General features: G+C 67.9%; 17 protein-coding genes. 4 read left to right on the top strand and 13 right to left on the bottom strand.

Features of this window, described 5'->3' with window-relative positions; genetic code table 11:
* Positions 1 to 7 precede the first annotated feature (7 nt).
* On the top strand, positions 8 to 964 hold the full coding sequence (locus KUG41_RS10465; protein WP_371734113.1) for a methylenetetrahydrofolate reductase: 957 nt from the start codon (positions 8 to 10) through the stop codon (positions 962 to 964).
* On the opposite strand, the gene KUG41_RS10460 is transcribed toward KUG41_RS10465, so the two are convergent.
* The 8 genes from KUG41_RS10460 to KUG41_RS10425 all read right to left on the bottom strand — a co-directional run bounded on the left by KUG41_RS10460 (position 899) and on the right by KUG41_RS10425 (position 9,441).
* Positions 899 to 2,080, bottom strand: a complete 1,182-nt coding sequence (locus KUG41_RS10460; RefSeq protein WP_216903915.1) for an NDP-sugar synthase — start codon at positions 2,078 to 2,080, stop codon at positions 899 to 901. The genes KUG41_RS10465 and KUG41_RS10460 overlap by 66 nt on opposite strands.
* A gap of 47 nt (positions 2,081 to 2,127) precedes the next feature.
* On the bottom strand, positions 2,128 to 3,033 hold the full coding sequence (locus tag KUG41_RS10455; RefSeq protein ID WP_216903913.1) for a segregation/condensation protein A: 906 nt from the start codon (positions 3,031 to 3,033) through the stop codon (positions 2,128 to 2,130).
* A 109-nt stretch (positions 3,034 to 3,142) separates the two neighbouring features.
* Positions 3,143 to 3,535, bottom strand: coding sequence for a lipopolysaccharide assembly protein LapA domain-containing protein (locus tag KUG41_RS10450; protein ID WP_216903905.1), 393 nt, complete (start codon positions 3,533 to 3,535; stop codon positions 3,143 to 3,145).
* Positions 3,536 to 3,654: 119 nt separating this feature from the next.
* The gene (locus tag KUG41_RS10445; RefSeq protein ID WP_216903903.1) at positions 3,655 to 5,259 is read right to left on the bottom strand and encodes an NAD(P)H-quinone oxidoreductase subunit 4; all 1,605 of its coding nucleotides are present in this window, start codon (positions 5,257 to 5,259) and stop codon (positions 3,655 to 3,657) included.
* A 101-nt stretch (positions 5,260 to 5,360) separates the two neighbouring features.
* Positions 5,361 to 5,810, bottom strand: coding sequence for a ChbG/HpnK family deacetylase (locus KUG41_RS10440; protein ID WP_371734118.1), 450 nt, complete (start codon positions 5,808 to 5,810; stop codon positions 5,361 to 5,363).
* A gap of 26 nt (positions 5,811 to 5,836) precedes the next feature.
* A complete protein-coding gene (locus tag KUG41_RS10435) occupies positions 5,837 to 6,526 on the bottom strand; it encodes a glycosyltransferase (RefSeq protein ID WP_216903901.1) in 690 nt (229 codons plus the stop codon).
* 52 nt (positions 6,527 to 6,578) lie between these two features.
* Positions 6,579 to 8,591 carry an NAD(P)H-quinone oxidoreductase subunit 5 gene (locus KUG41_RS10430; RefSeq protein WP_216903900.1) on the bottom strand — a complete coding sequence of 671 codons (2,013 nt, stop codon included), beginning with the start codon at positions 8,589 to 8,591 and terminating at the stop codon, positions 6,579 to 6,581.
* Between the two features lie 97 nt (positions 8,592 to 8,688).
* Complete coding sequence (locus KUG41_RS10425; protein WP_216903898.1) at positions 8,689 to 9,441, bottom strand: NnrU family protein; 753 nt, start codon at positions 9,439 to 9,441, stop codon at positions 8,689 to 8,691.
* 118 nt (positions 9,442 to 9,559) lie between these two features.
* Here KUG41_RS10425 and KUG41_RS10420 point away from each other — a divergent pair, with 118 nt between their 5' ends.
* A complete protein-coding gene (locus KUG41_RS10420; protein WP_216903896.1) occupies positions 9,560 to 10,510 on the top strand; it encodes a LysR family transcriptional regulator in 951 nt (316 codons plus the stop codon).
* Positions 10,511 to 10,525: 15 nt separating this feature from the next.
* On the opposite strand, the gene KUG41_RS10415 is transcribed toward KUG41_RS10420, so the two are convergent.
* Both KUG41_RS10415 and KUG41_RS10410 read right to left on the bottom strand, forming a co-directional pair.
* On the bottom strand, positions 10,526 to 11,278 hold the full coding sequence (locus KUG41_RS10415; protein ID WP_216903894.1) for a DUF3172 domain-containing protein: 753 nt from the start codon (positions 11,276 to 11,278) through the stop codon (positions 10,526 to 10,528).
* Positions 11,275 to 11,622 (bottom strand): NAD(P)H-quinone oxidoreductase subunit M, encoded by a 348-nt coding sequence (locus KUG41_RS10410; protein ID WP_216903892.1) that lies wholly within the window; start codon positions 11,620 to 11,622, stop codon positions 11,275 to 11,277. Before KUG41_RS10410 ends, KUG41_RS10415 begins: the two co-directional genes overlap by 4 nt.
* A gap of 198 nt (positions 11,623 to 11,820) precedes the next feature.
* On the opposite strand from KUG41_RS10410, the gene pds reads away from it, so the two are divergent.
* Complete coding sequence (gene pds / locus KUG41_RS10405; RefSeq protein WP_216903890.1) at positions 11,821 to 13,242, top strand: 15-cis-phytoene desaturase; 1,422 nt, start codon at positions 11,821 to 11,823, stop codon at positions 13,240 to 13,242.
* Complete coding sequence (locus KUG41_RS10400) at positions 13,239 to 14,168, top strand: phytoene synthase (RefSeq protein WP_216903888.1); 930 nt, start codon at positions 13,239 to 13,241, stop codon at positions 14,166 to 14,168. The genes pds and KUG41_RS10400 overlap by 4 nt, the downstream gene beginning before the upstream one ends.
* Before the next feature lie 53 nt (positions 14,169 to 14,221).
* Here KUG41_RS10400 and KUG41_RS10395 read toward each other — a convergent pair whose 3' ends face one another.
* From KUG41_RS10395 to KUG41_RS10385, 3 genes are all read right to left on the bottom strand, one after another.
* Positions 14,222 to 15,217, bottom strand: a complete 996-nt coding sequence (locus KUG41_RS10395) for an alpha/beta fold hydrolase (protein WP_216903886.1) — start codon at positions 15,215 to 15,217, stop codon at positions 14,222 to 14,224.
* A 38-nt stretch (positions 15,218 to 15,255) separates the two neighbouring features.
* Positions 15,256 to 15,684 carry an RNA-binding protein gene (locus tag KUG41_RS10390; protein WP_216903884.1) on the bottom strand — a complete coding sequence of 143 codons (429 nt, stop codon included), beginning with the start codon at positions 15,682 to 15,684 and terminating at the stop codon, positions 15,256 to 15,258.
* A 64-nt stretch (positions 15,685 to 15,748) separates the two neighbouring features.
* Complete coding sequence (locus KUG41_RS10385) at positions 15,749 to 17,068, bottom strand: CCA tRNA nucleotidyltransferase (protein ID WP_371734112.1); 1,320 nt, start codon at positions 17,066 to 17,068, stop codon at positions 15,749 to 15,751.
* Between the last annotated feature and the right edge of the window lie 17 nt (positions 17,069 to 17,085).

Raw genomic sequence — 17,085 nt, 5'->3', positions numbered from 1 at the left:
CTCCATGATGCCCCTGTCTTGGAGGTGGCCGTTGCAGCTTCGACAGGCCCTGGCGGACGGCCGGTTCGCCGTCACGGCGGAAGTGACCCCTCCCCGCGGCGCCGATGCCTCCCGCACCCTCGCCGCCGCAGCCGGTCTGAGGGGCCTGGTGCACGCGGTCAACGTGACCGATGGCAGCCGAGCCGTGATGCGGATGAGCAGCCTGGCGGTGTGCCGCCTGCTGCTGGAGGCCGGCATCGAGCCGGTCCTGCAGATGACCTGTCGCGATCGCAACCGCATTGCCCTCCAGGCCGATCTGCTCGGCGCCCACGCCCTCGGCATCCGCAATCTGCTCTGCCTGACGGGGGATCCGGTGCGGGCGGGCGATCAGCCGGCTGCTCGAGCGGTGAATGACCTCGAAGCGGTGCGGCTGCTGCAGCTGGTGGGGCGGCTCAATGGCGGCGAGGACCCGGTGCAGGGGGATCTCCCCGATGGGGGCACCGCGCTCTTCCCCGGCGCGGCCGCCGATCCCCAGTCGGCCAGCTGGAGCGGGCTCCGCTCCAGGGTCCGGCGCAAACGGGAGGCCGGAGCCCGCTTTCTCCAGACCCAGATGGTGATGGATGCGGGATGCCTGCGCCGTTTCGTGGAAGAGATCACCGCTCCTCTGGGACTGCCGGTGCTGGCTGGGGTGTTTCTGCTCAAGTCGGCCCGTAATGCCCAGTTCATCAACCGGGTGGTGCCGGGGGCCTGCATCCCCGAGGCCCTGATCGAGCGCCTGGCCGGCGCCGCCGATCCGGCGGCCGAGGGTGTGGCGATCGCCGCCGAGCAGGTGGCGGCCTACCGATCGATCGCCCAGGGGGTGCACCTGATGGCGATCAAGGCCGAACATCGCATCCCCCAGATCCTCCGGCTGGCGGGGCTAGGGGGCGTGGCTGACGGCGAGGTCGGTGCCGAGCAGCTCGGCCATGGCCTTCTGCTGCGGTGAGGGAGTGCCCACGTCCTGACGGCGGGCGTCGGTGATCAGCCAGTCGAGCGCGGCTTCCTGAAGATCGAAGTGATCGCCGTTGCGATCCACGCAGTAACGGCCGTACACCAGCTTCTCCACCAGCTGCACCCCGGCGCCGATGCGGGAGTAATCGAAGATGATTGAGTTGTCGATCGTGGCGCCCTCGCAGATGTGGCAGCTCGGGCCGATCATGGCTGGGCCGATGATCGTGACCCCGTTCTCGATCTTCGTCATGCCGCCCACGAAGATGGGGCCCTTCACGTGGATCTTGTCCCAGTCGGCAGCCACATTCAGGCCGGCGTAGATGCCCGGACGCACCTCCTTGCCGGGAATCTGGACCTGGCGCACATCGCCCTGGAGCACACTGCGGATCGCCTGCCAGTAGTCGGGCACCTTGCCGATGTCGACCCACTCGAATTCCATGGGCAGGGCATAGAACGGCGCCCCGGAGGCCACAAGCTTGGGGAAGAGATCGGCCGCGATGTCGAAGGGTTCCCGGCTGGGGATGAAGTCGAGAACGGCCGGCTCGAAGATATAGATGCCTGTGTTGATCATGTCGCTGGCGGCCTCCTCCACCGAGGGCTTTTCCTGGAAGGACAGGACCCTGCCGGCGTCGTCGGTGACCACCACGCCGTAGTCGCTCACCTGGTCGCGCGGGACACGCTTGGTGATCAGGCTGGCCATCGCCCCCTTCTCCCGGTGGCGCCGTACCGCTTCGGTGAGGTCGAGATCGATCAGGGCATCGCCGCAGAGCACCACGAAGGTGTCATCGAAGAAGGGCTGGAAGTCCTGGATCTTCTTGAGGCCTCCCGCCGATCCCAGCGCATCCCCGATCAGCTCGCCGTCCTCGATGCGGCCCTCGAAGCTGTAGGCGATCTGGACACCGAACCGCTGGCCATCGCGGAAGTAGTTCTCGATCTCCTCCGCCAGATGGGAGACGTTGACCATGATCTCGTCGAAGCCATGCTCCCGGAGCAGCTCCAGCAGGAACTCCATCACGGGTTTCTGCAGGATCGGGATCATCGGCTTGGGGGTGGTGTGCGTGATGGGCCGCACCCGGGTTCCCTTGCCTGCCGCCAGGATCATCGCCTTCATCGGCGTCGCTTCAGGTCGGAGGTCACGGCACAGCCTAGGGAGATCGCTCAGGCTGCCATCGCCTCACGAGCCGGCCCCCTATCTGACCCCTGGCCAGGGAGCTGCGGAAGCGCCACTGGTTCGGCGGTTTCCTCCCGCAGCCGACGCAGGCTCAGCGGCCCATAGAGCCCCCCGGCCTGCTCCAGTTCCACCTTGCCCTGGGAGGAGAGAAACAGCAGGGCCCAGAACACCCCCACCCGGTCCCGGTCGAGGTCATCCGCAGCCGTCGCCCCGGCGCCGCCGCTGTCCACCGCCTCTGCCCAGGCCGCCACCAGTCCATCGAAGGTCACCCAGGCCGTGTTCACGGCTGTCGGTGCCCAGTGCAGCAGGAAGCGGCTGAGGGCTGCGGTGGTTTCCGGCAGCTTTTCCCGGTGGGCCAGGGCGGTCACCTGGGCGATGGCGGCCCGCTCGCTGTAGCGGCGGTGGCGGGGCCGGGTCCGAGCGACCCCGCCCTCCTGCTCAAGCCGCTCGGCGATGTCCTCCAGCTGGCGGATCAGCTCCCCCAGGGTGACGGGGCGCTGCAGGGGCGGCGGTGCCACCGGCCGACGTCGCAGATGGCGTTCCGGCCGCCGCGGCAGCACCATGGCGGCACTGTTCCAGTCGGAGTCGTCCTCTTCCCCGGCGAAGGGGTCCTCCATCAGGGGTTCGGGAGGAAAGGTGGCCGACTCCAGCAGCTCCGCCTTGAGGCCCACCAGCACGGAGGCCGCCAGGAAGGCCTCGCTGGATTCGGCCAGGTCCCGCTCGTAGCTGCCCCCCTGCAGGGCCAGGCGGCGGGGCAGCTCGATGCGCTGGCGCAGCTGGTCGAGGAAGCCGTCGACGACGGCGATCACATCGACGTCCCAGGGGTCGATGTCACCCCGTTCGGCCGCGTCCTGCAGCAACCGGATGGCCAGCCTGGCGCCCGCTTCAGCCACGCGCGTTGTCCTGCTCAGGGAAGGGCTTCCACCGGCAAGCTACCGGCTGAGGCCGTGAGGGACCAGTCGTCATCACGACGAAATGGGCCCGGAGCCCGCCCTCTCCGGCTCAGTCCATCGCCAGGGAGAGGCTCTCGTCACCATCCTCATCGCCCGTGCGGGCCGAGCTCTCGCCGGCGGCGGGGAGCAGTCCCAGCTGGGCATCCACCGTGGCCCGGTAGCGGCGCAGGTCGTTCTCCAGTTCGCTGATGCGCACCTGCTGGGCCTCCGCCTCGCCGCCGTCCTGCAGGGTTTCGACCTTCTTCACCACCCCGCTCCAGACGGCGTAGATCCAGGCGGCCGTGGCACCGATGCCCCCCACCAGCAGGAGCAGGGCCGCCAGGGGCAGGGTGGTGCTCACCCCCGGGAGGAAGTGCACCGTGGTCGCGGTGGTGTTCTCCAGGGTGAACATCACCGTCGCCAGGCCGAAGCTGAAGATCAGGAGGAAGTTGATCTGCCGCATGGGGACGCTTGCTGTGCGATGCAGGAGCGTAAGCATCCTCTCCGCAGGCAGGCGGAGGCGCCAGGGGGCTGCGCAGGGTTTCGTAACCGGCCCCCCGGACGGTCGGAAGAGCTTGCGCTTCAGCCCAGGGCCGGGGCGTGCAGCAGGGCGGGAGGCAGGTTGGCGAAGGCTCCTCCGGCCATCACCGCCTTCATGGGCGGCCGCCCCACCTTGACCAGGGCGGTGGCCTCCCTGTCGACCAGGGCCTCGATCGCCGCCCGGTAGCTGTCGGTGACCAGACGGGGGTAGAGGCCGATGCCGATGATCGGCACCAGCAGGCAGGAGATCACGTAGATCTCCCGGGGTTCCGCATCCACCAGATGGGTGTGGGAGGAGGCCAGCTGGGGGTTCTCCTTGCCGAAGAAGATCTCCCGCAGCATCGACAGCAGGTAGATCGGCGTGAGGATCACGCCGATGGCCGCGAGCACGGCGATCACGATGCGGAAGCTCAGGCTGTAGGCCTCGCTGGTGGCGAAGCCCACGAACACCATCAGCTCCGACACGAAACCGCTCATGCCCGGCAGGGCGAGGGAGGCCAGGGAGCAGACCGTCCAGAGGGCGAACATCTTGCGCATCTTCTGTCCCACCCCACCCATCTCATCGAGCTGCAGGGTGTGGGTGCGGTCGTAGGTGGCACCCACCAGGAAGAAGAGGCTGGCTCCGATCAGGCCATGGCTGATCATCTGGAGCATGGCCCCGCTGGTGCCCAGGGCGCTGAAGCTGCCCACGCCGATGAGCACGAAGCCCATGTGGCTGATCGAGCTGTAGGCGATCTTGCGCTTCAGGTTGCGCTGGGCGAAGGAGGTGAGGGCGGCGTAGATGATGTTGACCACCCCCAGGATCACCAGCAGGGGGGCGAACTGGACGTGGGCCTCGGGGAGCAGCTGCACGTTGAAACGCAGCAGGGCATAACCGCCCATCTTGAGCAGGATCCCCGCCAGCAGCATGTGGACCGGTGCCGTGGCCTCTCCGTGGGCATCGGGCAGCCAGGTGTGCAGCGGCACCACCGGCAGCTTGACGCCGAAGGCGATCAGCAGGCCCGCGTAGCAGAGCACCTGGAAGCCGGTGCCGAACTGCTTGGCGGCCAGCACCGTGTACTCGAAGCTGGGGGCGCCCCCGCCGAAGAAGCCCATAGCCAGCCCGGCCAGGAGGATGAACAGGGAACTGCCGGCGGTGTAGAGGATGAACTTGGTGGCGGCGTACTGGCGCTTCTTGCCGCCCCAGATGGCCAGCAGCAGGTACACCGGCAGCAGCTCGAGCTCCCAGGCCAGGAAGAACAGGAGCATGTCCTGCACCGCGAACACGGCGATCTGGCCGCCATCCATGGCCAGCAACAGGAAATAGAACAGCTTCGGCTTGAAGGTCACCGGCCAGGCCGCCAGGCAGGCCAGGGCGGTGATGAAGCTGGTGAGCAGGATCAGGGGCATGGAGAGGCCGTCGGCCCCCACCGACCAGGCCAGGCCCAGGTCGGGAAGCCACTGGACCCGCTCCGCCAGCTGCAGGCCGGGATCGGCCGGGTCGTAGCCGTTGAGGTAGGCCCCCACCGTGACGAGGAAGGTGGTGAGGGCGACGCCGAGGGCGTACCAGCGCACCTGACGGCCGTCGCCCTTGTCGGGCACGAAGGGGATCAGCAGAGCCGCGCCGATCGGGAACAGAATCGCGGTGCTCAGCCAGGGAAAGGGCACAGAACGGTGCTGTTCATCTGGGCGGAGTGTAGAAATACCGGCCTTCCGGGCACCGCGTGGATGGGCGTTGTCACACAGATCGCTGGGATCCCCGCCCTGACTCAGGCGAGCAGGTCGTTGTAGGTGCGCAGTCGGTAACGGCCATCCAGCAGGGGCCTGGAGGGATCGAGCAGCCGGGTCGTTTCCGTCTCGAACCCCCCCTGGCCGGGGTGGCACATCAGTTCGATCGAGGCGGCCGAGAGAAATTCGGCTCGGGAGGGATCGGCCAGAAAGATATGCAGGCCGGTGAACACCTGTGGCAGGCGGCTGCCGCCCAACCGGCTGGCCAGCCTCCAGGCGCTCTTGGCGGTCCGCAGTCTCAGGGAGGGAGTCCCGTTCCCCTTGCCGCCGTCGCCGCCCAACCCATAGACGTTCATGGTGTTGCGGAGCTTGCGGATGGCGTGTCGGCGCTGCAGGCCCAGAACCACCGGAAGCATCCAGCGGATCGTGTGGATGTGATGGTGGGAATCCAGGTGGGAGGGGTGAAAGCCCTGCGTCCCCAGATGCTGGATCTGGAAAGGCAGAGCATGGACGTTGCTCAGCCCGCGCCGTCCAGCAGGGTCGCCGGCAGTTGCCCGAAGGCCTCGAGGATGTCGAAGGGCCGCTTGACATCGACGAACTTGCCGACGAACAGCACCACGGTGTGATGGGCTGCAATGCCCAGCCGCTCCCGCAGCGCCAGCGCCTCGCGGCGGGCATCATCGGCGGCGGCCAGGAACCGGTCGTTGTCGACCGCATGGGGGGCATCGATGAGCCGGGAGGCAGGCACACCACAACGTCGGTAGTAGGTGCGATTGGCCTGGCCCACCACCAGGAAGGCGGAGAACCGCCGGAAAATCAGCCGCCGCAGGGCCTGACCCAGCCAGGCCCTGATCCCGCCGGAGCGGGCCAGGTCGTGGGAGTCGCCACGGAACAGGAAGGGGATGGACCAGAAGCGGGGATCGATCAGCAGCAGCAGATAGCTGAGGAAGGCGTAGTTCATCACCAGGACCACGTCGGGTTGCCATGCCGCGACGGCCCGGTTGAGGGAAGGGTTGATGTAGCCCAGAAAATGATGGTTGCCCGGGTTCCTCGAGCGGTTCGGAATGAAGACGTGCCGGTAGCCGTCCAGCAGCGGGATGTCCCACTGCAGCGGTTTGAGGAAACCCGGGTCACGGGCCTCGGAGACCCCCAGATCCCAGAGGTAGAAAACCTTCAGTTCCAGGTGGGGCTCCCTCGCCAGCCTCACCTTCCGCGGGCTCCCGGGCCTCTCCATCATCGAACGGTCTGGAGGGAGCGCCTCAACCGAAGGCGCCGAACAGCAGCACCAGACCGATCACACCGCCGAACACGATCAGGGCATAGAACTGCACGCGGCCGGTCTCGAAGTATTTGAGACCCTCGCCGCTGCCCAGGGTGAGCAGGCCGGTGAGGTTGACCACGCCGTCCACCACCTTGGAATCCACATCGAGCACCTGTCGGGCCAGCCGGCGGCTGCCCTGGACGAACAGCTTGTCGTTGATGGCATCCAGGTACCACTTGTTGGCGAGGAAGCGATTGATGGTCGGAAAGCGACCTGCCACGGCGGTGGCCAGATCGATGCGGTGCAGGGCATAGGCCAGCACCGCAATGCCGATGCCCAGGCTGGAGATGGCCACCGAGGCGCCGGCCAGGGGCAGGAATTCGCTCCAGTGGAAATGCTCGGCCACCTCGGCGGCCTCGGCGGGATCCACGAGGTTGCCGAAACGGCTGTTCCAGGGGGTGCCCAGCAGGCCGATCAGCACCGACGGCACCGCCAGCACCACCAGGGGTGCGGCCATCTGCCAGCCCGATTCATGGGGATGGCTGGCATGGCCGGCGTGACCCTCCTCGGAGCCCTCGGCTGACACCTTGCCTGCTGCGGTCAGCAGCTGGGAGCGGATGGCGGCGTCCTGGCCGCGGAAGGGGCCCTCGAAGGTGAGGAAATAGAGCCGGAACATGTAGAAGGCCGTCATCCCGGCGGTGATGAAGCCCATGGCCCAGAGCAGCGGAAAGCTGTTGAAGGCCTGGCCGAGGATCTCGTCCTTGCTCCAGAAGCCCGCCAGGGGCGGAATGCCGCTGATGGCCACGCAGCCCACCAGGAAGGTGGCGGAGGTGACGGGCATGAATTTGCGCAGGCCGCCCATCAGGCGCATGTCCTGGGCCAGCACCGGCTCGTGGCCCACCACCTCCTCCATGGCGTGGATCACCGAACCGGAGCCCAGGAACAGCATCGCCTTGAAGAAGGCGTGGGTGACCAGGTGGAACATGCCCGCCACCGGGGCGCCGCAGCCCATGGCCAGCATCATGTAGCCCAGCTGGGAGACGGTGCTGTAAGCCAGCCCTTTCTTCAGGTCCATCTGGGTGAGGGCGATGGAGGCTCCCAGGAACAGGGTGATCGTGCCGATCACGGCGATCACCGCCTGCACCAGCGGGAAGGGCTCATACACCGGCTGCAGCCTGGCCACCAGGAAGACGCCAGCGGCCACCATGGTGGCCGCGTGGATCAGGGCGGAGATCGGGGTGGGGCCCTCCATGGCATCGGGAAGCCAGACGTGCAGGGGGAACTGGGCCGACTTGGCCATCGGCCCCATGAAAACCAGCAGGCAGAGCAGCACGGCCACCCCGGTGGGCAGGCCGCCGCCGGCCACCGCCGCCGCGAGTCGCTCGCCGATCTCCTCGAAGGCGAAGCTGCCGGTGGCCCAGAACAGGCCGAGGATGCCGAGCAACAGGCCGAAGTCGCCGACCCGGTTGACCACGAACGCCTTCTGGGCCGCGTTGGCGGCGGCGTCCCGGTCGTACCAGAAGCCCACCAGCAGGTAGGAGCACATGCCCACCAGCTCCCAGAACACGTAGATCTCGAGCAGGTTGGGGCTGATCACCAGCCCCAGCATCGAACTGCTGAACAGGGCCAGGTAGGTGAAGAAGCGCACATAGCCCTTGTCGTGGGCCATGTAGCCATCGGAATAGACCATCACCAGCAGGGCGATGGTGGTGACCAGCGAGAGCATCACCGCCCCCAGGGCATCCACCCGGAAGCCCATCTGCAGGTGGAACGTGCCGGCACCCGCCCAGTCGAACAGCACCTCGGTGCCGCTGGCCCCCGCCAGCTGCTCGGCCAGGATCGCGAAGCTGAGCACCGCGGCCATGCCCACCGTGGTGATCAGAAACAGGGCCACCGGCTTGCGCAGGCGGTTGACGGTGCGGTTGAAGGTGATCAGCCCCAGGCCGGTGAGGCAGGCCCCCAGCAGGGGCAGCACCGGAATCAGCCAGGCAAGTTCGGAGGCGGTGGGCATCCTGAGGGCTCTGTTGGGGCGAGTGTAGGCAGGCTCGCCCAAGCGGCCCCGGCTCTGTGGGGGCCTGCCCACCGTCCCCGGCGGCCCGACGGCCTCCTTACCCCAGCCAGTGGGCCAGGGCGGTGCGGGAGAAGGCCGTGGCCCCCAGGCCGATCCAGCGGTGGGCCCACCAGAACACGCCGATGGCGATGGCGATGCCCAGCTGGGAGGGTCGAAGGAATTCCTCCACCACCAGTTTCTGGCGGCCGTCCAGCACGGCGGCGAACGGCAGCACCGAGGTGCTGGCCCGCAGCTCCTCGAAGGCGGCGCCGAACCGGTGGAGCAGCCGGCGGTCGCCGTTCCAGACGGCGAACAGGTGGTGGCCGATCAGCCCCACGCAGGCCACGGCGGTGAAGCTGGTGCCGATCCAGAGCAGGTGGGTGGCACACCACAGCACCTGGCCCACCGCCTGGGGATGGCGACTCACCCGGATGATGCCGGTGGCGTAGAGCCGCACCCGGGGCTTCAGAACGGCAGGGATCTCCAGCAGGTTGTAGGTGGCCGGATAAAGGAACAGAAAGCTGATCGCCGTGCCGGTCCAGACCACCGGCACGATCCAGGGCTGGTCCTGGAGATTCCAGAGCCGCACCCCGTCGTAGCGATGGGCCAGGAAGTACCCCACCACCAGCACCGCCGAGGGAATGCTCAGGCCGGCGAACAGCAGCCGCCAGGCCCGGGCTCCGATCCGCTCCTCACCCCACACCCTCAGGGAGGCGCCGCCGCTGTGGATCAGGGCGAAGACCACCAGCAGGGCCAGCATCACCAGGCTGCTGTGCTGGGGGCCCTGCGGGATCAGCGTCAACGAGGGCATCGGGGCGCGGGGGCGATGGCGGATGTATCCGCAGGATTCTGGCGATCGGGCGGGACCCCTAGAGTTCCGCACGGCCTGCCGGATCCGGCCAACGGTCCCTCTGAGGCCTCCCCGACCCATGGCAGATCTGCCTTTCACCCTCGACCAGCTCCGCATCCTGCGGGCCATCGCCAGCGAGGGCAGCTTCAAGAAGGCGGCCGACAGCCTCTACGTCACCCAGCCGGCGGTGAGTCTGCAGATCCAGAACCTGGAGAAGCAGCTCGATGTCTCCCTGTTCGACCGCGGCGGCCGCAAGGCCCAGCTCACCGAGGCGGGCCACCTCCTGCTCAGCTACTGCGACCGGATCCTGAGCCAGTGCCAGGAGGCCTGCCGTGCCCTCGACGATCTCCACAACCTGCGCGGCGGTTCCCTGGTGGTGGGTGCCAGCCAGACCACGGGCACGTACCTGATGCCCCGGATGATCGGCCTGTTCCGCCAGAAGTACCCCGATGTGGCGGTGCAGCTGCAGGTGCACAGCACCCGCCGCACCGGCTGGAGCGTGGCCAACGGCCAGATCGACCTGGCGATCATCGGCGGGGAACTGCCGGCCGATCTCAACGACCTGCTGCAGGTGGTGCCCTACGCCAACGACGAGCTGGCCCTGGTGCTGCCCCCCAAGCACCCCCTGTCCCGGCTGCCCGAGCTCACCAAGGAGGATCTGTACCGGCTCGGCTTCGTCTGCCTCGATGCCCAGTCCACCACCCGCAAGATGGTGGATCAGCTGCTGAGCCGCTCCAAGCTCGACGTGCAGCGGCTCAAGATCGAGATGGAGCTCAACTCCTTCGAAGCGATCAAGAATGCCGTCCAGGCCGGCCTGGGGGCGGCGTTCCTGCCGGTGGTGTCGATCGAGCGGGAGCTGGCCGCCGGCACCCTGCACCGGCCCCAGGTGGCCGACCTGATGGTGCGCCGCCAGCTCAAGCTGATCACCCATCCCGCCCGCTACTGCTCCCGCGCCTCCGATGCCTTCCGGCGGGAGGTGCTGCCGGTGTTCGCCAGCCCGGACAGCCCTCTGCGCCAGGTGCAGGCCTGAGCGGCACCGCCCCGATCAGAACTGGTCGGCCTCCGGGGTGAGGCCGACGGCGTCATCGGCGGCGCCGGCGATGCCACGGGTCTGGAACTTGTTGCCACTGATGTCGGTCTGGTAGACGCAGCGCACCACCGGCTTGTCGCGCACCGAACCGATGTAGGCGAAGGTATTCATCCGCTGCTTGCACTGGCGCATCTGCTCAGCCGTCACGGCCCCCTCCTTCTGCAGCACCGACCAGTTCTCCCTGCGGATCACGCAGCCGGGCTGGAGGGTGGGCTGGGTCACGAAGCTGCTGCTGGGATTCATTGTGGTGTACAGCTCGATGTCCATCACGAAGGCACTGGCTCCCCATTGCTTGCAGAACTCCGGGTCGGGCACCGCCATGTCCAGCTGCTGGGCGCTGGCGATGTTGCCCTGGTTGCCCTGGGTGGTGCTGGTGACGGCGCTGCCGATGCCGATGCCCACCACCAGGACGCCAGCCAGCACGGCGACCGTGGCCACGTTGAGCTGGATGTTGGGCCCTCCCCCTGGAGGTCCGCCGCCGGGGCCGGAGGGGGGCCTGCCACCGCCACCGCCGCCCCGGCGCCCCTGCGCTCCGGAGCGAGGGTCGTCGCTGCGGGCAGAGGTGCGCTCGGCCCCGCGGCCGTAGCCGGTGGCGAAGCGGTCGGTCCCCCGCTCGTAACGGTCGGCATAGGGATCACCGGCGCGGTCGGCGCGGGGGCCGTAGCCCCTCGGCTCGGGACGGCCGTTGCTGCTGCGGGAACGGGTCACAGGGTTTCCGGGCTGCGCGGCAGGCCCATCGAGTAGTTCATCACCCGAGCTTCGGGGTTGTAGCTCAGCTCCCCGGCCTGGAGCATCTGGCGCACCAGTCCTTCGAGTTCCGAACCGATGCGGCGCAGGTTGTAGTCAGTGAGGTCCTGGCCGGCCTGGGCCGCCACCAGCTCCCGGAACTGGCCGCGCACCTTCTCCAGGGCCGCGTCGTCCCAGAGGAACTCGTTGTCTGGATCGATGTCGAGGGTCAGCTGATCGGGATCGGGGATGAGGTCGTCGTTCTCAATCCGGGCCGTGAACAGCCGGATGTGGCGGGTGGTGGACTTGAGCAGCGTGTCGACCATGGTCGCGGCCTGGGGATCGGAGGATGGGAGGAGGGCATGGCACCGAAGCGGGCCAATCCGACTTTAGGTAGGCCCGAGCAGGAAACCGGTGCCGCCTCTGTTGTCTCTCCCACAGGTCCATCGCCCCAGCTCCTCTCCCCCCCGGCTCTCCCCTGCCCCGGGGAGCCCGATAAGGTTGCTGCTGATCTCGGGTACGACATGCGCGTTGCGATCGCCGGGGCAGGGCTGGCCGGCCTGTCCTGCGCCAAATATCTCTGTGACGCCGGCCATACACCGATTGTTCTCGAAGCCCGGGACGTGCTCGGCGGCAAGGTGGCGGCCTGGCAGGACGCCGATGGAGACTGGTACGAAACGGGCCTTCATATCTTTTTTGGCGCCTATCGCAACATGCGCCAACTCTTTGCTGAGCTTGATATCGAAGATCGTCTGCAATGGAAGTCCCATTCCATGATCTTCAACCAGAAGGAGGTGCCTGGCACCTACAGCCGGTTCGATTTCCCGGACTTGCCGGCTCCCATCAACGGGGTGGCGGCGATCCTCGGCAACAACGACATGCTGACCTGGCCCGAGAAGATCGCCTTCGGTCTTGGCCTGGTGCCGGCAATGCTGCGCGGGCAGGGGTATGTGGAGGAATGCGACAAGTACAGCTGGAGTGAATGGCTGCGCATTCACAATATCCCCGAGCGAGTCAATGATGAAGTTTTTCTTGCCATGAGCAAGGCGCTGAATTTCATCAACCCCGAGGAGATCTCCAGCACGGTGGTACTGACGGCCCTCAACCGCTTTCTCCAGGAGACTGACGGATCCCGGATGGCGTTCCTCGACGGAAACCCTCCCGAACGTCTCTGCCAGCCGATGGTCGACTACATCGAGGCCAGGGGGGGTGAGGTGCATCTGGAGTCCCCTCTGAGGGAGATCCGCATCGACGCGGATGGGGCCGTCACCGGATTCCGCATCGGCGGCATCAAGAGCCAGCCCGAGCGTGAGATCCAGGCCGATGCCTATGTCAGCGCCATGCCGGTGGATCCGCTCAAGCTGCTGCTGCCGGAGCCTTGGAAGCAGCTTCCCTACTTCAGCAAGCTGGAGGGTCTGCGGGGGGTCCCCGTGATCAACATCCATCTCTGGTTCGACCGCAAGCTCACCGACATCGACCATCTGCTGTTCAGCCGTTCTGACCTGCTCAGCGTCTATGCCGACATGAGCAACACCTGTCGCGAATACGAGGATCCGGAGCGCTCCATGCTCGAACTGGTCTTCGCGCCGGCCAAGGACTGGATCGGCCGACCTGACGAGGAGATCGTGGCGGCCACCCTGGAGGAACTGAAGCGGCTCTTTCCCATCCACTTCACCGGTGATTCCCCAGCCCGGCTGCGCAAGTCGGTGGTCGTCAAGACACCGCTCTCCGTCTACAAGACCGTGCCGGGTTGCCAGCAGCTGCGGCCCTCCCAGGCCTCACCCATCCCCAATTTCTTCCTGGCGGGCTGTTTCACCATGCAGCGCTACCTCGCCTCCATGGAGGGGGCGGTGCTGAGCGGAAAACTCTGTGCCTCCGCCGTGGACGGCCACCTGTCCGTCAGTGGCGAAGGTCCCACCCCAGCCCCCAGCCTGGCGACGGTGTGAGTGTGCTGGCCCCGCTGCCTGCCTCCCTCCCCTCCGAGCTTCAGGAGGCCTACGAATCCTGCCGCCGCGAAACGGCCCGCTGGGCCAAGACGTTCTATTTGGGCACCATGCTCCTGCCCCCGGCCAAGCGGAGGGCGATCTGGGCCATCTATGTCTGGTGCCGGCGCACCGACGAACTGATGGACAGTGCCCAGGCCCAGACGCTTCCTTCGGCGGCGTTGCTGGAACGGCTCGATGCCTGGGAGGAGCGCACCCGCGCCCTGTTCGCCGGCAGGGCCACCGATGGCTTCGACCGGGTGATGGTGGACACCATCGAGCGCTTTCCCCAGCCCCTGCAGGCCTATCTCGACATGATCGAGGGCCAGCGGATGGATGTGCTGCGCCATCGCTATGCGAGCTTCGCCGACCTGCAGCTCTACTGCTACCGGGTCGCGGGCACCGTGGGACTGATGACTCAGGAGGTGATGGGCGTGGATGCCGCCTACACCTCCGCTCCCTGGAGCGAACGTCCCAACACCTCAGAGGCCGCCGTCGCCCTTGGCATCGCCAATCAGCTGACCAACATTCTTCGGGATGTGGGGGAAGACCGGGGGCGTGGCCGGATCTATCTCCCCCAGGAAGACCTGGATCGTTTCGGTTACTCGGAAGATGATCTGATGGCCGGTCGTCTCAATGACAACTGGCATGCCCTGATGCACTTCCAGTTGGGCCGTGCCCGGGAGTGGTTCACCCGCTCCGAGGCCGGGGTGCGCTGGCTGGCACCCGATGCGCGCTGGCCTGTGTGGGCATCTCTGAGATTGTATCGGGGAATTCTTGATGTCATCGAGCAGCTGGATTACGATGTCTTCAATCACCGCGCCTTCGTGCCCAGGGTCGGCAAGCTGCTGGATCTTCCCTGCTCCTATGTGATCGCCCAGGCGCGATGAGGCAGATCAGCCTGCGCCCGCCGCAGGCTGATCTGCCTCAGTGGTGATCTGCCTCAGTGGTGATCGGCCTTGGCTAGCCACGCTTCCAGTACGGCATTCACCGAACGAGGATCCTCGTCATGGGGGCAGTGGCCCAGGCCCTTCAGAACGCGTAGCTCGCGAACGCTGCTGAAGGTACGCTCCCAGCGACGGGCCTCGTCGACGGGCTCCCAGGGATCAGCCTCGCCCCACAGGAGCCGGACAGGGATCGACAGCTCGGCCAGCATGTCCGGGGCCAGCCGATCCTGGAAGAGGTTGATGAAGCCACGAAAGCTCTCGACGGCACCGGGGCTTTTTGCCGGGGTCAGCAGCAGGTCGACCAGGGCGTCATTGACGCCGTCGCCCGAGGGATAGGCGACAGTGAGGATCCGACGCACAACGCTCGCCCTGGCCACCCAGCGGAACAGGCGGGCGGTGAGCCACCGCTGCCGCACCAGCTGTTTCAGCAGCGGCCGGCCGATCCTGGCCAGGGGGGGCTGCTCGCCCAGCCGCCGGTCATCCAGGCTGCGCTGGGCGCAGTCGATCAGGATCACCTGGCTCACCTCCCGTTCCAGCTGCATGGCCGCGGCCAGAGCCACCACACCGCCGATGGAGTTGCCCACCAACTGCACCGGCGTTCCGATCACCTCCCTGGCGAAGGTGGCCACCTGCGTGGCCCACAGGTCGATGCCGTAGCGGAGGGCCAGGCCATCTTCCGGTTCGCCATCGAGCCGCGACGGGGGCTTGCTGCTGGCGCCGAAGCCCACCAGGTCGAGGGCATAGCAGGGACGACTCCCGCCGAGCTCGGCCAGGTTGTGGCGCCAGTGCTCCTTGCAGGCGCCGAAACCGTGGATGAAAAGAGCGGGCTGGGCGGTGGTGGCAGCTGTCCGTTGCCCAGGGCCCTGATCGTCGAGGTCGGGACTGCCGCCTCCGCTGCTCACATAGCTGATCGACAGTCCCTGCCAGTCCCATAGGCCCTGCCACTGAGCTGGATAGACGGCAGCGACGCCAGCTGGTGGGAAAGGGCTCATGGGATCGGGCCGCCGGAGGCGCGGGCCCGAGGAAAGCCTCAGACGGCGGCCTTCTGGTTGGCCAGCAGGTTCTTCAGTTTCGCCAGTTCGCCGGCCCAGCGGGGATCCGGGCCCCCTTCGCCCACGGCGTCGGCATGGACCACCTTGTTGACACTCTTGCGGGCTGCGGCCGGAGCGGCGCCGGGGCGTCGGTCGGCGCCTGTGGCAGAGCGGGACTCCCGGCGCTGCTCTGAGATCTCGATGCGCAGGGTGCTGCCGCCGAAGTCCTTGCCGTTGAGCTGGGCGATGACGGCTTCGGCCAGGGCCAGGTCGTCGACGTTGGCGAAGCCGAAGCCCCGGCAGGCGCCAGTCTCTCTGTCGTTGACGGCCTTGAAGCGAACCCCCTCTCCCACGTTCGAGAAGAGCGCATCCAGCTCTTTGGCATCAAAGGTTTGCGGCAGGTTGCCGACGTAGAGACGAACGCTCATGGCAGGGGGCTCGGGAAAGGGAAAAATCTGGCAGGCGGTGCGATCACGCCATTGCATTCAGCAGTTAATCACGCCGCGGGTCCATCTCCTGCCCTTCGGCCTCTCTGGTCAGCCAGCGGCGGGCCTCTGCGACCGCGCCCGCCTCGACCTTTTCCGCTGTGTCGGTCGCTGCCGTATCGCCCAGTCGCCCGAAGGCCCGTTCGCCGGTGAGGTGATCGATCAGCCGGCCCAGCCTGGGGCCGGGCTTGATGGCAAGCAGCCGCTGCAGCCGACGTCCGTCCAGGGGGGGGCGGGGGTGGAAAAGGGGATCCGCCGGGTCCCGCCAGCGATCCAGCGCCTGCTGTGCCAGTGGCGGTTCCAGCGACAGCAGCAGGGCGGGCAGGTCGTCCTCCAGCTGGCGCTGGAGCAGCAGCCGTTCCGGCTCGGCCAGGGCGTCCAGCCCGCTCTGGCCGGTCCGCTCTGCCGCCGCCTGCAGCCGCCCCTGCCAGCAGCGCAGCCGCTGGCAGCGCTGCTGCAGGCGGCGGCTGGCCCGTAACCGCTCCAGGCTGGGGCCATCCGCAACGGCAGCCAGGCGCGCCAGCGGCAGGGCCCAGGTCGCCTCCTGGGGCGTCAGGCCGCAGGCCTCGGGCCGCTCGGGGCCAAGGGGCGCCAGCGGGGCAGCGGTTGCCAGGGCGGCCCCCCAGGGCTGGAGCAGCCCCGCCTCCAGGGCCCGCTCCAGTCCCCGGTGCCCCTCAGGGGAGGCGGCCAGCCGTTCCAGTTCCGCCAGCACCCGTTCACCGGCCACGGCGCTGATGCGTTCCCGGTGCCGCTGGATCAGCTCCCAGGTGGCCGGAGCGATGCTGAAGTCCAGTTCGCTGGCCAGGCGCACACCCCGCAGCAGCCGCAGCGGATCGTCGAGCAGGTTGGCTTCGCTGATCGCCACCAGCTGGCCCGCTGCCAGATCGCCCATGCCGCCGCAGGGGTCGATCAGCCGCAGGTCCGCCGCCCCGTCGCCGTCGGCCCGCACCGCGGCCGGCAGGGGGAGGGCGATGGCGTTGGCGGTGAAGTCGCGACGGGCCAGGTCGGTCGCCAGGTCGCCCCCGGCGCAGCGGGCCAGGTCGATCGTCCACCCCGCCAGCACCAGCCGGGCGATCGAGCGCTCCGGATCCAGCACAACGCAGCTGCCGCCGAGTTTCCGGCCCAGGGCCCTGGCCAGGGCAACGGCGTCCACGGGCACCACCAGGTCCAGATCCGGGTGCGGTGTCAGGCGGCCCAGCAGGCCATCCCGCACCGCGCCTCCCACCAGCGCGGTGCCGGCCGGCAGCAGCCCAGGGGGCAGGGGCCAGCCCTCCGGCGCCAGGGCCCGCCACAGTTCCCCGGCTTGACGCGCCGGCTCCCGCGCCACAATGGGTACCCTGCTGG

Origin of the sequence: Synechococcus sp. CCY 9618 (assembly GCF_019038415.1) — a bacterium.
Lineage (GTDB): Bacteria > Cyanobacteriota > Cyanobacteriia > PCC-6307 > Cyanobiaceae > Cyanobium.
The sequence above is the reverse complement of the archived record's forward strand: the minus strand, read 5'-3'. Positions and strand labels throughout refer to the sequence as shown.

Excerpts from the sequence above, each read along its gene's own strand:
- KUG41_RS10465 (WP_371734113.1), top strand. The coding sequence starts at position 8 with ATGCCCCTGTCTTGGAGGTGGCCGTTGCAGCTTCGACAGGCCCTGGCG.
- KUG41_RS10460 (WP_216903915.1), bottom strand. The coding sequence starts at position 2,080 with ATGAAGGCGATGATCCTGGCGGCAGGCAAGGGAACCCGGGTGCGGCCC.
- KUG41_RS10450 (WP_216903905.1), bottom strand. The coding sequence starts at position 3,535 with ATGCGGCAGATCAACTTCCTCCTGATCTTCAGCTTCGGCCTGGCGACG.
- KUG41_RS10430 (WP_216903900.1), bottom strand. The coding sequence starts at position 8,591 with ATGCCCACCGCCTCCGAACTTGCCTGGCTGATTCCGGTGCTGCCCCTG.
- KUG41_RS10425 (WP_216903898.1), bottom strand. The coding sequence starts at position 9,441 with ATGCCCTCGTTGACGCTGATCCCGCAGGGCCCCCAGCACAGCAGCCTG.
- KUG41_RS10420 (WP_216903896.1), top strand. The coding sequence starts at position 9,560 with ATGGCAGATCTGCCTTTCACCCTCGACCAGCTCCGCATCCTGCGGGCC.
- KUG41_RS10410 (WP_216903892.1), bottom strand. The coding sequence starts at position 11,622 with ATGGTCGACACGCTGCTCAAGTCCACCACCCGCCACATCCGGCTGTTC.
- pds (WP_216903890.1), top strand. The coding sequence starts at position 11,821 with ATGCGCGTTGCGATCGCCGGGGCAGGGCTGGCCGGCCTGTCCTGCGCC.
- KUG41_RS10395 (WP_216903886.1), bottom strand. The coding sequence starts at position 15,217 with ATGAGCCCTTTCCCACCAGCTGGCGTCGCTGCCGTCTATCCAGCTCAG.
- KUG41_RS10390 (WP_216903884.1), bottom strand. The coding sequence starts at position 15,684 with ATGAGCGTTCGTCTCTACGTCGGCAACCTGCCGCAAACCTTTGATGCC.